We start from the raw sequence: 12,382 nt of genomic DNA, 5'->3' as shown, positions 1-12,382 counted from the left end.
CCCATGCGCCGCACCGACCCGCCCGGCACCCTCGCCCCGCACATCCCCGCCGACGCCTACCGCCGCGCACAGACCACCGGCCAACCCCTCGTCATCGTCATCCACACCACCGACCCCCACGGGCGCCCCCTGGCCGCCTACCTGTACCCGCTCGCCGTCGCCACCGCCGGCGCGGTCGGAGTCTTCGCGACCGTCGCCGCGCTGCTGGCCCTGCTCGACTTCGCCGTGCACACCGCCGTCTCGATCGCCGCCGCCACCGGCCCCGTAAGCGTCGGCGGCATCACCCTCAAGCTCTTCGGCTCCAAGCGCTGACAGGAGACCACCACCCATGAACACCCACCTCACCCGCGATCCGTTCCCGACACCCGAGCAGGCGTACGCGAACGCCCCCAGCATCCTCGACGAGATCGGCTGGACGGCCCGCACCCTCGCCGCCCGGCAGTGCTTCACCAAGCTGGACCGGGTCTTCTACCTGCGCAAGGCGGCCCTGCTCGACCGCATCGCGCTGCTCGACGAGCCGGACACCCCCGGCGAGGTCACCGAGACCGCCGTCGCGGCGGCCTCTACGTGCTCGACCTGGATCGGGCCGACGTCATCTGTGACCCGCGCGACTACGTCCGTCAGCAGTACGCCCGCACCCTGACCGACCACCAATAGCTACACCAAGGGCGACCCCCATTCCGCCAAGAACCCGGGGTCGCCCTTGCCAACCAGCCAGCAACTGACCTGTTGGAGGTCTCCCAGCATGACGCAACCCACCGACATGAGGCGAGTGCCCGGCTCGCCGCCGACGATCGTCGCCCTGTGCGCCGGCTACGGCGGACTCGAAGCGGCGATCCGGGCCCGCATCGGCGGCCAGGTCGCCGCCTTCGCCGAGAACGACCCGCATGCCGCTGCCGTGTTCGCCGCCCGACACCCGGACGTGCCCAACCTCGGGGACATCCGCACCGTCGACTGGGACCTGGTCCGGGACGTGTTCCGGCCGGACGTGATCGGTGCCGGTTTCCCCTGCCGCAACACCTCGAACGCTGGACGAAGGGACGGGATCAATGGGCAGTGGTCGCGCGTATGGAAGAACGTCGCTGAGGCTGTGGGCCACGTTCGACCGCGTCTCGTGTTCCTGGAAAACGTGGCGGCGCTCCGCTCGCGGGGGCTGGACGTCGTCGCCGCGGACCTGGCCGCGCTCGGGTATGACGCGCGCTGGACATGTCTACGAGCTGGTGACGCCGAAGTCGGTGCCCCGCACGAACGCGACCGCTGGTTCGCAGTTGCCCATCCCGCTGATGCCGACCCCCACCAGCTCGGACGGCACTGGCGGCCCCGGAACGTCGCCGAAGCGCAAGTGCGGGTTGAACCTGCGCACCGCCGTCACGAGGCTCCCCGCACCCCCGCATCAGTGAGTCTGCTGCCCACCCCGGCGGCCCGGGACTGGAAGTCGGGGGCGTCGAACCTGCTCGAACGCAACGCCCGCCCGCTCAACGAGGTGGCCGTCAACCTGCTCGCCGGCGTGGACACGACCCTGTCCGGGCCGGTCCGGCCCGACGCGCGATGGGTGGCCAGTGACGGCACTGACTACGGGCCCGCGATCCGCCGTTGGGAGCGCATCACCGGACGGGCGGCACCGTGTCCGACCGAACCGGGCACACGCGGAAATCGGCGTCTGTCGCCGCTGGGCCTGCCCGAAGGATGGGTCACCGCCGTACCCGGCATCCCCCGCAAGGAACAGCTCAAGATCCTGGGTAACGGCGTCGTGCCCCGCCAGGCCCACCACGCCTACGGCCGGCTGCTCGGAACCGCTGCGGCCATGCCGGCGGGGGAGGCGGCGGCATGAACGAGCACCTGCACACGGCTCTCCAACTGGCCTCCTCCCAGATCCCGGTCCTGCCGCTGCGAGCGGGAAAGGTCCCGTTCGGCAACTGCCGCCGCTGCACCGACAACGCGTGCGGCGGACGGCCCAACATGAAGAACGCCGGGCCGTGCGCCTGCCCCGGCACCTGCCACGCGTGGGCCGCCGCGACCACGGACCCGGACATCATCCAGTCCGCCGTGTGGCGGCGCGCATGGCTGCGGGCGAGCGCGGTCGCCTACCACCCCGGCGGAGCATGGCTGACGGTCGTGGACCTGGACAACGCCGACGCGGTCACGTGGGCACGCGAGAACCTGCCGGCCACACAGACCGTGCCCACCACCCGCGGGGAGCACTGGATCTACCTCGGGCCGATGCAGTCCGCCAATGCGGTCCGGCCGGGCGTCGACATCAAGTCGACGATGTCCTACGCCCGCTATCTCGGGCCCGGCACCGGGACCATGACCACCCTGCCGGACACCGTGCGCGCATTGGTCATGAAGAAGCCTGCAGCGGTCCGGCCGGCATCACTGGCCATCACTGTGCCCGCGCCGGCCGGTGGTGGGGAGTGCAGGCACCGCACGCCCGTCTACCTCGAGCGGGGCATCGCCATGGCCGAGCAGCGCATCACCGACGCCCGCGAGGGAATCCACGCCGACGTCTATCGGACGTTCCTCGCCGTGCTGTCCGCACACGGCCGGTGCGGTTGCCTCACCGACGTCCACATCGGGCGGCTGTTCACCGCCGCGCAGGCCAAGGGCGAAACCGTCCGGCACTGCACGGATGCGTGGACCAACGCCCGCACCCGGTTGGGACTGTGATGGCTGACGACGACAAGACTCCCGCCCGCGACGTCATCGCCGACTACGCACAAGCGCACTTCCGGTACTTCCGCACCGCCGACGGAACCGTGTACGCGCAGAAGAACGGCCACCCCGTGGCCCGGCCGATCCGCTCACAGGGCACCTCGGGAAGCCACCGACAGGAACTCATGGTCGGCCTCTTCAACGACGGACACGGCGTGTTCAACGGAACCGCCCTCAAGGAGGCGTTGGACTTGATCGAAGCACTCGCCATGAGCCAGGACGTTCAGCCCGTCCACATCCGCGTCGCACCGGGATTCGACGGCGCGACCTGGCTCGACCTCGGCCGCGACGACGGACAGTCGGTCCGTATCCACCCCACCGGCTGGGACGTCGTCACCCCCGACCCGCGCGAGGTGTGCTGGCGGCGCACCCAGCTCACCGGGGAACTCCCCCTGCCCGCCAAAGACACCGCCGGCAAGGGCATCGATCTCCTGCTGCGGCTGTGCAACTTCGCCAACGCGGAGACCGAGTGCCTGGCCATCGCGTGGCTGATCGGCTGTCTCGGCCCGTCCGTGCCCGTGCCGGCACCGTTCCTCACCGGCCCGCAGGGCGCGGGCAAGTCCACCGGCGGCCGGATGCTCGTGCGGATCATCGAGGGCATGAGCGGCGACCTGCGCCGCGCCCCCAAGGACGAAGAGAACCTGATCGCGGCCGTGGCCGCCGGATGGGTCACCGCCCTGGACAACCTCTCCCACCTCGCCCCGGACCTGTCCGACCTGATGTGCTGCATCGTCACCGGAGCCGAGACCATCAAACGCGCCCTCTACACCGACGGCGACGTCGTACGCGCCCGCTACCGCCGCCCCCTGCTCCTGACCGGCATCGACGTCGGTGTCATCCGTCCCGACCTCGCCGAACGGCTCCTGCCGCTCCGCCTGGAACGCCCCCGCACCCGGCGCACCGAAGCGGAACTGTGGGCGGAATTCGAGGAGGTGCTTCCCATCGTCCTCGGCTCCCTCCTGGACCTCACCGTGCAGGTTCGGGCAGCGGAGGTGGACATCCCCACCGACCTGCGGATGGCCGACTTCGCCCATCTGTGCGCGCAGCTCGACGCGGCAACCGGGCTGGGAGCGCTCAACGCCTACCGGGCCAGCCTGGACGACCTCAACGACGACGTCATCGAGGGCGACCTGTTGGCACAGACGGTGCTCAAGCACGCCGCGAGCCTGGAGGCGGGGGCGGAGCAGCGGATGACGTCTGCCGAGTGGCTGCACTGCCTCACGGGCCTCTACAGCGGCGAGGACTGCCGTCCCCTGCCGAAAGGGTGGCCGACCACGGGCAAGGTGCTCTCAGACCGTCTCAAGCGGCTTCAGCCCACCCTCGCCGCCCGGGGCGTGCTCATCGACTGGGGGCGCACCAAGACGGCCCGCTACATCGAGATGACCCGGCCGCCGGCACCGTCGCACCCCCACGAGCAGGAACCGGCGTTCTGACCGGCACCACACCGCCCGCACAAGCAAGAGGAGCACGCCCCCGCCAGATGGGTGCTCCTCTTGCTGTTCGGCGGCGGCCGCCGCCCTGCACGGGTTGTGCCGCGAAGCGGCTCCTTCTTCACGCTCTGAGCCGCGCACCACAACAGACACCACCCTTTCTTTTTTCCTAAGAGAAGAGACGCTGCGTCACCCGCGTCACCCAAGGCCGGAAAACGGCCGCTGACCTGCCGAAAGAGCGGTGACGCAGACCCGCTTCGGCTGCGTCACCCCGCGTCACCCGCGTCACCCGGTGACGGACGCCTGCGTCACCGATGACGCATCTCCAAAACGCTGCGTCACCAGAAAACCGCAGGTCAGCGCCGCGAATGACACAGATGACGCGGTGACGCAGAAATCCGCACCTCGGACACACAGCCCATCCGTCCTCGCCCAGCCCCTGAACTTTGCGAAGGAGTCACCACCTTGGCCCGCCCCAAGATGCTCAAGCTCCCCGAAGTCCTCGAAGAGATCGAGATGAGCCGCGCCGCCTTCTACCGCATGCGTGCCCGGGGCAAGGCCCCGAAGCTCATCAAGCTCCCCAACGGTCAGCTCCGCTGCCGCCGCACCGACCTCGACGCGTGGTGGTCGTCCATGGAAGACGTCGCCGCCTGACCACCCCCCGCACACACGAGACACGAGGGGCCCGCTTCCGGCGGGCCCCCTTGGAGTTCATATGGCACTGACCTACGACGTTCGCCTCTACTCCACCGAGGTTCGCAAGGATCGCCCGAAGCCCTACCGTCTGCGCTGGCTGGTCGGGGAGCGGAAGCACTCGAAGAGCTACACACACAAGGTCCAGGCCGAGGGGCGTCGCTCGGAACTCATGTCTGCCGTGCGGCGCGGCGACCAGTTCGATGAGGAAACGGGACTGCCCGTCTCCGAGCTGCGCGCCAAACAAGGCTCCATCACCTGGTACGAGCACAGCCGTGCCTACATCGACCGCAAGTGGGCGCTGGCCCCGGCAAAGTCGCGGAAGAACTACGCCGATGCGCTGGCAACCATCACTCCCGCGCTCGTGAAGACCAAAAAGGGGATGCCTGACACCGCGCTATTGCGGCGTGCGCTGTACGGATGGGCGTACAACCGGAACCGCTGGAACGAGACCCCACCTGACGACGTGGCCCGCGCCCTCGCCTGGGTCTCCAAGCATTCCATGCCGGTCACGGCACTGGAGGATCCAGCGACCGTACGTCGGGCCCTGGACGCATTGTCCCTGCGGCTGGACGGGAAGGAGGCAGCGCCGAGAACCGCCAAGCGCAAGCGGGCCTGCCTGAGTGACGTCCTCGGGCTCGCCGTGGAAGAGCAGTACTTCACGATGCCGGTCAACCCGATCACGGCCGTGAAGTGGACCGCCCCGAAGTCGGTGGAAGCCGTGGACCCGGAGAGCGTTGCCAACCCCCGCCAAGTCCGCGCGCTGCTCGCCGGCGTGCGAGAGCAGGGCCCGCGCGGGCGGCACCTGGAAGCGTTCTTCGGATGTCTGTACTACGCGGCCATGCGTCCCGCTGAGGCCGCCGGATTACGCGTGAGCCAGTGCCACCTTCCGGAGACGGGATGGGGGATGCTCACTCTGCGCCAAGGGATCGTCCGGGCAGGACGAAGTTGGACCGACGACGGGGTGGCTCACGAGATGCGCCATCTCAAGGCCCGTGCAAAGAACGATTCCCGTCCGGTTCCGATCCCGCCGCACTTCGTCCGCCTACTGCGGCAACACATCGCCACGCACGGCACGGCACCCGATGGCCGGCTCTTTCGTACGAACCGCAATGGCCTGCTACAGGAGACCGGCTACGGGGAAGTGTGGGCCAAAGCCCGAAAGGACGTTCTGAACGAGGCAGAAACGGCCTCACTGCTGGCCCGCCGTCCCTACGACCTTCGGCACGCCGGCGTTTCGTTCTGGCTCAGTTCTGGCGTGGACGCCATGGAGTGCGCCCGGCGTGCCGGCCACAGCATCGCGGTACTGCACACGGTGTACGCCAAGGTGCTCGACCAGACGCGGGAGCACGCGAACAGCCGCATCGACGCCGCTCTTCGGGAGTGGAACGAGCCGGAGTGACCATGCTCACCCCCGGGGGACACCTGGGGGACACGCACTGATCAAAGGTGGGATACGGGCGGTACGAGGTGAGACACGTCCACGCCCCGTCCACAGCCGATCGAACGACGAGGGACAATGAGAAACCCCCTCTGACCAGGCAATTAACCTGGTCAGAGAGGGTTTCACTCAGCGTGGCGGCGCCAGGATTCGAACCTGGGAAGGCTGAGCCGGCAGATTTACAGTCTGCTCCCTTTGGCCGCTCGGGCACACCGCCGGGTTTGCCGCCTGTTCGAACCGCTTTCGGCGGTGCTCCCTGGCAACGACGTAAACGATACCCGATGCACAGGGGTGCTTCGCCACCTGATTCCGCGCCGCCCGGAGGGGGCGGGGTGGCTAGGCTTGTGCGGATGCGACCCGGGATCACGCCGGGCTCGGCGGTCACCCTCACGTGCGCCGATACGCACCCTGATACGCACCCCGATACAAGGAGCCACAGGACATGGCCGACTCCAGTTTCGACATCGTCTCGAAGGTCGAGCGGCAGGAGGTCGACAACGCCCTCAACCAGGCCGCCAAGGAGATCTCCCAGCGCTACGACTTCAAGGGCGTGGGCGCCTCGATCTCGTGGTCCGGTGAGAAGATCCTCATGGAGGCGAACTCCGAGGACCGGGTGAACGCTGTCCTCGACGTCTTCCAGTCCAAGCTGATCAAGCGCGGCATCTCGCTGAAGGCGCTGGACGCGGGCGAGCCGCAGCTTTCCGGCAAGGAGTACAAGCTCTTCGCGGACATCAAGGAGGGCATCTCCCAGGAGAACGCGAAGAAGGTCGCGAAGCTCATCCGCGACGAGGGCCCCAAGGGCGTGAAGGCCCAGGTGCAGGGTGAGGAGTTGCGGGTCAGCTCGAAGAGCCGCGACGACCTGCAGACCGTCATCACCCTGCTCAAGGGCCAGGACTTCGACTTCGCGCTGCAGTTCGTGAACTACCGGTAGCCGACCGCGGGAGCGAGGGTGGACGCCCGGTCGGCGTCCGCCCTTGCGCTCGGTGACCGCAGCGGACTCAGTCGCGTGAGTTGCCGAACAGCAGGCGGTAGACGATCAGGAGCACGAGCGATCCGCCGATCGCGGCGGCCCAGGTGGCGCCGTCGTAGAAGTCCTTGGCGACGGGGTGGTCCAGCCAGCGGGCCGAGATCCAGCCGCCGATGAACGCGCCCGCGACACCGATCAGGGTCGTGCCGACGAATCCGCCCGGGTCGCGCCCGGGCAACAGGACCTTGGCGATGACTCCGGCCAACAACCCCAGGATGATCCAGCTGATGATGCTCATGCCCTGAACCTGCCCTTCCGTGCTGTGCCCGTGCTGTCCGGGCACTGTGATGTCGGTCGCCCCGGACGGGCCGCGCTCTCTCCGGCACGCCCCGCGTCCTTCGTGGCACGCGGGTCCGTGCCGTGCTGATCGGAACGACGCATGACGGTGACCGACGGTTCCGGCATCGGTGGACAGCCCGGGCAACGCGCCCACCTGCGAGGGCGAACGCCATGCCCGCGCGGTCAGGCGGTCAGGCGGTCAGGCGGTCAGGCGGTCAGGCGGTCAGGCGGTCAGCGTGAGGCGAACGGCTGGTCGGTGGACACGATTTCGCGGCCCAGCGGGAACAGCGAGACCGGGATCAGCTTGAAGTTCGCGATGCCGAACGGGATGCCGATGACGGTCAGGCACAGGAGGAAGCCGGTGACGATGTGGCCGAGGGCCAGCCACCAGCCGGCGAGCACCAGCCACAGCACGTTGCCGAGGCAGGAGGGCGCGCCCGCGTCACGCCGCTCGACGGTCGTGTAGCCGAAGGGCCAGAGCGCGAAGACGCCGATACGGAACGCGGCGACGCCGAAGGGAATGCCGATCACCGTGATGCAGAGCAGTACTCCTGCGAGCAGGTAGCCGAGGAACAGCCAGAAGCCGCTCAGGATCAGCCAGATGACGTTCAGGATGGTCTTCACTGGGGGCGACCTGCCATTTTCTCGAGCCGGGCGATTCGCTCCGCCATCGGCGGGTGCGTCGAGAACATCTTGGACAGTCCCTGGCCCGGGCGGAAGGGGTTCGCGATCATCATGTGGCTCGCAGTCTCGATACGGGGCTCCGGCGGAAGCGGAAGCTGCTTGGTGCCCGTCTCCAGCTTGCGCAGGGCGCTCGCGAGCGCCAGGGGGTCACCGGTGAGCTGGGCGCCCGAGGAGTCCGCCTCGTACTCCCGGGACCGGCTGATGGCGAGCTGGATGAGGCTGGCGGCGAGCGGGCCCAACAGCATGATCAGGAGCATGCCCAGGATGCCGGGGCCGTCGTCGTCGTCGGAGCGGCCGATCGGGATGAGCCAGGCGAAGTTGACCAGGAACATGATCACGGAGGCGAGCGCGCCGGCGACCGAGGAGATCAGGATGTCGCGGTTGTAGACATGGCTGAGCTCGTGGCCGATGACGCCGCGCAGCTCGCGCTCGTCGAGGAGGCGCAGGATGCCTTCGGTGCAGCACACGGCGGCGTTGCGCGGATTGCGGCCGGTCGCGAAGGCGTTGGGCGCCTCTGTCGGGGAGATGTACAGGCGGGGCATGGGTTGCCGGGCCTGGGTGGAGAGCTCGCGGACGATCCGGTACAGGGCCGGGGCCTCGAATTCGCTCACGGGCCGGGCGCGCATCGCGCGTAGAGCCAGCTTGTCGCTGTTCCAGTACGCGTACGCGTTGGTGCCGAGCGCGATCAGAACCGCGACGACGAGCCCCGCACGGCCGAAGAAACTGCCGAAGACGATGATGAGTGCCGACAGCCCCCCGAGGAGTACTGCGGTCCTGAGCCCGTTGTGCCGGCGGTGCACGGTACGCCCTCCAAGTCGTGCGGCAGGGGAACCCTTTGCTTGCGGATCTTCCTGTTCTCCGGTGGCACTGGTGTCGTGATGTCACCTCCAGTGCACCCTCCCGTACTGGTCAACGCCAGGCGGGAGGCACGAGTTCCCTTGTGCGCGGGGCCAGGGGTGTGAGCCGTCCGGGTGAGGACGGGCCCTCGCACGCGCGCGTGGGGTCAGAAGAGACCGGTGTCGGCGAAGCGCAGGATCAGCTGGGGCGCTCCGGAGAGGGCGATGCCGACGGCCGCGGTGAGGGCGATGGCGGCGGTGAGGGGGGCGGGGACACGGTGTTTCTCGGTTTCGCCCTCACGCGCGCGGAACAGCAGCGCCGTCCACTGGAGGTAGTAGTACAGGGCGATGACCACGTTGACAGCCATGACGACGGCGAGCCAGCCGAGTCCGGCGTCGACGGCCGCCGAGAAGACGGTGACCTTCGCGAAGAGGCCGATGACGCCCGGCGGCAGTCCGGCGAGGCAGAGCAGGAAGAAGGCCATCAGGAGGGCGGCCAGGGGGTTTCTGGTGTAGAGGCCGCGGTAGTCCGTGAGCCGGTTCGCCGTGCTGGTCCGGCCCACGAGGGCGGCCACCGCGAACGCGCCGAGGTTCACCGCGGCGTACATGAGGGCGTACGCGACGGTGGAGCCGACGGCGTGCTCGGCGTCGTCGGAGTACGCGGCGGCGGCGATCGGCACGAGGAGATAGCCGGCCTGGCCCACGGAGGACCAGGCGAGGAGGCGTACGGCGCTGTACCCGCGCGTGGCCTGCTGGCGGAGCGCGCCGACGTTGCCGACGGTCATGGTGAGGGCGGCGAGAGCGGCCAGGGCGGGGCCCCACACGTCGGCGTACGACGGGAAGCCGACGACGGTGACGAGGATGAGGCCGGAGAAGCCGACGGCCTTGCCGACGACCGACAGGTAGGCGGCGATGGGCAGGGGGGCGCCGACGTAGGTGTCGGGGACCCAGAAATGGAAGGGGACGGCGGCAGTCTTGAAGGCGAAGCCGACGAGGGTGAGGACCACGCCGGTCTGGGCCAGGGTGTGCAGCTGGCCGTCGACGCGCTGGATGCGGTCGGCGACCTGGGTGAGGTAGAGGGTGCCTGTCGTCGCGTACACGAAGCTGATGCCCAGGAGGCTGACCGCGGTCGCCGTCACGGACGACAGGAAGAACTTGAGTGCGGCCTCGGAGGACTTGCGGTCGCCGTGCCGGATGCCGACGAGGGCGAAGGCCGGCAGGGAGGCGACCTCCAGGGCGACGACCAGGGTGGCCAGGTCGCGGGAGGCGGGCAGCAGGGCGGCGCCGGCGGCGGAGGACAGCAGCAGGAACCAGAACTCGCCCTCGGGGAGGCGCCCGCGCGCGTCCTTGAGAGCGGTGACCGACAGCAGGGCCGCCAGCAGCGCTCCCCCGAGCACCAGGAACTGGACGACCAGGGTGAAGTGGTCTGCCGTGTAGCTGCACGCGTGCGTGTCGCCGGTCAGGCAGAAGGTGGCGCGGTCGCCGTCCAGGAGGGGCAGCAGAAGGGCCGTGGAGGCGGCGAGCCCGGCGACCGAGAACCAGCCCAGCAGCGGCTTGCGTGCCTCGCCGGCGAAGAGGTCGGCGACGAGGACGACCAGGGCGACGACCGCCGCGAGGGTGGGCGGTGCGATGGCAAGCCAGTCGACGGACTGGACCACGGACTCGGCCAGGGCCTGGGCCGGGGGGTGGGCCACGGAGCTCATCGGGTGCCTCCTGCGAGGAGCTGCTGCACGGCCGGGTCGGTGAGGCCGAGGAGTGCCTTCGGCCACAGGCCGGCGACGACGGTGAGGGCGACGAGCGGTGTCCAGGCCACGAACTCGTAGGTCTGCACGTCGGCGAGGCGCGGGGTGTCCTGCCGGACCGTGCCCATGCAGACCCGCCGGACCACGACGAGCAGGTAGGCGGCCGTCAGCAGGGTGCCGAACGCGCCGATCGCCGTGAACGCGAGGAACGCGGGGCGGCTGAGGCCTTCGGCCGGGTCGAACGCGCCGAACAGGGCGAGCATCTCGCCCCAGAACCCGGCGAGACCAGGAAGGCCGAGCGAGGCGACCGCGGCGAAGGCGAGGAGGCCGCCGAGGCGGGGGGTCCTGCCGTACAGGGCGGCGCCGGTCTGCTCGGCGAGGGTGTCCAGGTCGGTCGTGCCGGTGCGGTCCTTCAGGGCTCCGACCAGGAAGAAGAGCAGGCCGGTGATGAGACCGTGGGCGATGTTGGCGAAGAGGGCGCCGTTCACACCGGTCGGCGTCATGGTCGCGATGCCGAGGAGGACGAAGCCCATGTGGCCGACGGACGAGTAGGCGATCAGCCGCTTGAGGTCGCCCTTCGCTCCCTGCTGGGCGAGGGCCAGGCAGGCCAGCGACCCGTAGATGATCCCGACGACGGCGAAGGCGGCGAGGTAGGGCGCGAAGACGCGGAAGCCGTCCGGCGCGACCGGCAGCAGGATGCGGACGACCCCGTACGTGCCCATTTTCAGCATCACGCCCGCCAGCAGGACCGAGCCGACGGTCGGGGCGGCGGTGTGGGCGTCGGGCAGCCAGCTGTGCAGGGGCCACATCGGGGTCTTGACCGCGAGCCCGAGCCCGATCGCGAGAACCGCGACGACCTGCACGGATGTGGTCAGCGACCGGCCGTTGTCAGTGGCGAGTGCCACCATGTCGAAGGTGCCCGCCTTGAGTCCGATCAGGAGCAGGCCGAGCAGCATGACCACGGAACCGAGCAGTGTGAAGAGGATGAACTTCCAGGCCGCCTGGGTCCGGCCGGCGCCACCCCAACGGGCGATGAGGAAGTACATCGGGATGAGCACGGTCTCGAAGGCGAGGAAGAACAGCAGCAGGTCGAGCACGGCGAAGGTCGCCAGGGTGCCGGACTCGAGCACGAGCACCAGGGCGACGAACGCCTTGGGCGAGGGGCCCGCCGGGAGCTTGAAGTAGGAGTAGAGCGCGCAGAGGAAGGTCAGCAGCGCGGTCAGGACCAGGAGGGGGAGCGAGATGCCGTCGATGCCGAGGTGGATGCGCACGTCGAGTGCGGGGATCCAGCTGATGTCCGTGGTGGCCTGCATCTTCGACGGATGGTCGTGGTCGAAGCCGACCGCGAGGGCGATCGCGGCGAGAAGGATCACGCCGGTCACGGTCACGCCGTGGCGGAGGACGGCCTGCTCGGGCGACTTCCCCTTCAGCCCGGGCGGAGCGGGCAGCAGTGCGGCGGCGGCGCCCAGGAGCGGGCCGACCACGACGAACGCCAGAAGAACCTGCATCACGGACTCGTTGATAGGGATCACGCCTGC

The 12,382-nt window shown here is 69.3% G+C and carries 13 protein-coding genes and 1 tRNA gene; 8 read left to right on the top strand and 6 right to left on the bottom strand.

The window, feature by feature from the left end; all coding sequences use genetic code 11:
• Nucleotides 1–3 precede the first annotated feature (3 nt).
• The 7 genes from QF032_RS23405 (at nt 4) to QF032_RS23375 (ending at nt 6,237) form a co-directional block, all read left to right on the top strand.
• Nucleotides 4–312 carry a hypothetical protein gene (locus QF032_RS23405; RefSeq protein ID WP_307057362.1) on the top strand — a complete coding sequence of 103 codons (309 nt, stop codon included), beginning with the start codon at nt 4–6 and terminating at the stop codon, nt 310–312.
• 16 nt (nt 313–328) lie between these two features.
• Nucleotides 329–643, top strand: coding sequence for a hypothetical protein (locus tag QF032_RS23400; protein WP_307057360.1), 315 nt, complete (start codon nt 329–331; stop codon nt 641–643).
• A 102-nt stretch (nt 644–745) separates the two neighbouring features.
• Nucleotides 746–1,831, top strand: coding sequence for a DNA cytosine methyltransferase (locus QF032_RS23395; RefSeq protein WP_307057358.1), 1,086 nt, complete (start codon nt 746–748; stop codon nt 1,829–1,831).
• Nucleotides 1,828–2,667: a bifunctional DNA primase/polymerase gene (locus tag QF032_RS23390; protein WP_307057356.1), complete on the top strand. Its 840-nt coding sequence runs from the start codon at nt 1,828–1,830 to the stop codon at nt 2,665–2,667. The genes QF032_RS23395 and QF032_RS23390 overlap by 4 nt, the downstream gene beginning before the upstream one ends.
• Nucleotides 2,667–4,145 carry an ATP-binding protein gene (locus QF032_RS23385; RefSeq protein ID WP_307057354.1) on the top strand — a complete coding sequence of 493 codons (1,479 nt, stop codon included), beginning with the start codon at nt 2,667–2,669 and terminating at the stop codon, nt 4,143–4,145. The genes QF032_RS23390 and QF032_RS23385 overlap by 1 nt, the downstream gene beginning before the upstream one ends.
• A gap of 462 nt (nt 4,146–4,607) precedes the next feature.
• Nucleotides 4,608–4,796, top strand: coding sequence for a helix-turn-helix transcriptional regulator (locus QF032_RS23380; protein WP_107442457.1), 189 nt, complete (start codon nt 4,608–4,610; stop codon nt 4,794–4,796).
• A 61-nt stretch (nt 4,797–4,857) separates the two neighbouring features.
• The gene (locus tag QF032_RS23375) at nt 4,858–6,237 is read left to right on the top strand and encodes a tyrosine-type recombinase/integrase (protein WP_307057351.1); all 1,380 of its coding nucleotides are present in this window, start codon (nt 4,858–4,860) and stop codon (nt 6,235–6,237) included.
• A 174-nt stretch (nt 6,238–6,411) separates the two neighbouring features.
• Here QF032_RS23375 and QF032_RS23370 read toward each other — a convergent pair.
• Nucleotides 6,412–6,493: transfer RNA gene (locus tag QF032_RS23370), tRNA-Tyr, on the bottom strand.
• A 225-nt stretch (nt 6,494–6,718) separates the two neighbouring features.
• Here QF032_RS23370 and QF032_RS23365 point away from each other — a divergent pair.
• Complete coding sequence (locus QF032_RS23365; RefSeq protein WP_057584707.1) at nt 6,719–7,207, top strand: YajQ family cyclic di-GMP-binding protein; 489 nt, start codon at nt 6,719–6,721, stop codon at nt 7,205–7,207.
• A gap of 67 nt (nt 7,208–7,274) precedes the next feature.
• Here the strand turns inward: QF032_RS23365 and QF032_RS23360 are convergent, their stop codons facing one another.
• The 5 genes from QF032_RS23360 to QF032_RS23340 all read right to left on the bottom strand — a co-directional run bounded on the left by QF032_RS23360 (nt 7,275) and on the right by QF032_RS23340 (nt 12,376).
• Nucleotides 7,275–7,541, bottom strand: a complete 267-nt coding sequence (locus QF032_RS23360) for a GlsB/YeaQ/YmgE family stress response membrane protein (protein ID WP_057584708.1) — start codon at nt 7,539–7,541, stop codon at nt 7,275–7,277.
• 272 nt (nt 7,542–7,813) lie between these two features.
• A complete protein-coding gene (locus tag QF032_RS23355) occupies nt 7,814–8,206 on the bottom strand; it encodes a YccF domain-containing protein (protein WP_107442460.1) in 393 nt (130 codons plus the stop codon).
• The gene (gene htpX, locus QF032_RS23350; protein WP_307057349.1) at nt 8,203–9,066 is read right to left on the bottom strand and encodes a zinc metalloprotease HtpX; all 864 of its coding nucleotides are present in this window, start codon (nt 9,064–9,066) and stop codon (nt 8,203–8,205) included. The genes QF032_RS23355 and htpX overlap by 4 nt, the downstream gene beginning before the upstream one ends.
• A 203-nt stretch (nt 9,067–9,269) precedes the next feature.
• Entirely contained in the window at nt 9,270–10,805 is a 1,536-nt protein-coding gene (locus QF032_RS23345) for an NADH-quinone oxidoreductase subunit N (RefSeq protein WP_307057347.1), read from the bottom strand.
• Nucleotides 10,802–12,376, bottom strand: a complete 1,575-nt coding sequence (locus tag QF032_RS23340) for a complex I subunit 4 family protein (protein WP_307057345.1) — start codon at nt 12,374–12,376, stop codon at nt 10,802–10,804. The genes QF032_RS23345 and QF032_RS23340 overlap by 4 nt, the downstream gene beginning before the upstream one ends.
• Between the last annotated feature and the right edge of the window lie 6 nt (nt 12,377–12,382).

The sequence above is a fragment of the Streptomyces achromogenes genome, from assembly GCF_030816715.1.
GTDB classification, from domain to species: Bacteria; Actinomycetota; Actinomycetes; order Streptomycetales; family Streptomycetaceae; genus Streptomyces; species Streptomyces achromogenes_A.
The sequence above is the reverse complement of the archived record's forward strand: the minus strand, read 5'-3'. Positions and strand labels throughout refer to the sequence as shown.

What these genes read in the sequence shown, in the direction of transcription:
- QF032_RS23405 (WP_307057362.1), top strand. Translation starts at nt 4, where the DNA reads ATGCGCCGCACCGACCCGCCCGGCACCCTCGCCCCGCACATCCCCGCC.
- QF032_RS23400 (WP_307057360.1), top strand. Translation starts at nt 329, where the DNA reads ATGAACACCCACCTCACCCGCGATCCGTTCCCGACACCCGAGCAGGCG.
- QF032_RS23395 (WP_307057358.1), top strand. Translation starts at nt 746, where the DNA reads ATGACGCAACCCACCGACATGAGGCGAGTGCCCGGCTCGCCGCCGACG.
- QF032_RS23390 (WP_307057356.1), top strand. Translation starts at nt 1,828, where the DNA reads ATGAACGAGCACCTGCACACGGCTCTCCAACTGGCCTCCTCCCAGATC.
- QF032_RS23385 (WP_307057354.1), top strand. Translation starts at nt 2,667, where the DNA reads ATGGCTGACGACGACAAGACTCCCGCCCGCGACGTCATCGCCGACTAC.
- QF032_RS23375 (WP_307057351.1), top strand. Translation starts at nt 4,858, where the DNA reads ATGGCACTGACCTACGACGTTCGCCTCTACTCCACCGAGGTTCGCAAG.
- QF032_RS23365 (WP_057584707.1), top strand. Translation starts at nt 6,719, where the DNA reads ATGGCCGACTCCAGTTTCGACATCGTCTCGAAGGTCGAGCGGCAGGAG.
- QF032_RS23360 (WP_057584708.1), bottom strand. Translation starts at nt 7,541, where the DNA reads ATGAGCATCATCAGCTGGATCATCCTGGGGTTGTTGGCCGGAGTCATC.
- QF032_RS23345 (WP_307057347.1), bottom strand. Translation starts at nt 10,805, where the DNA reads ATGAGCTCCGTGGCCCACCCCCCGGCCCAGGCCCTGGCCGAGTCCGTG.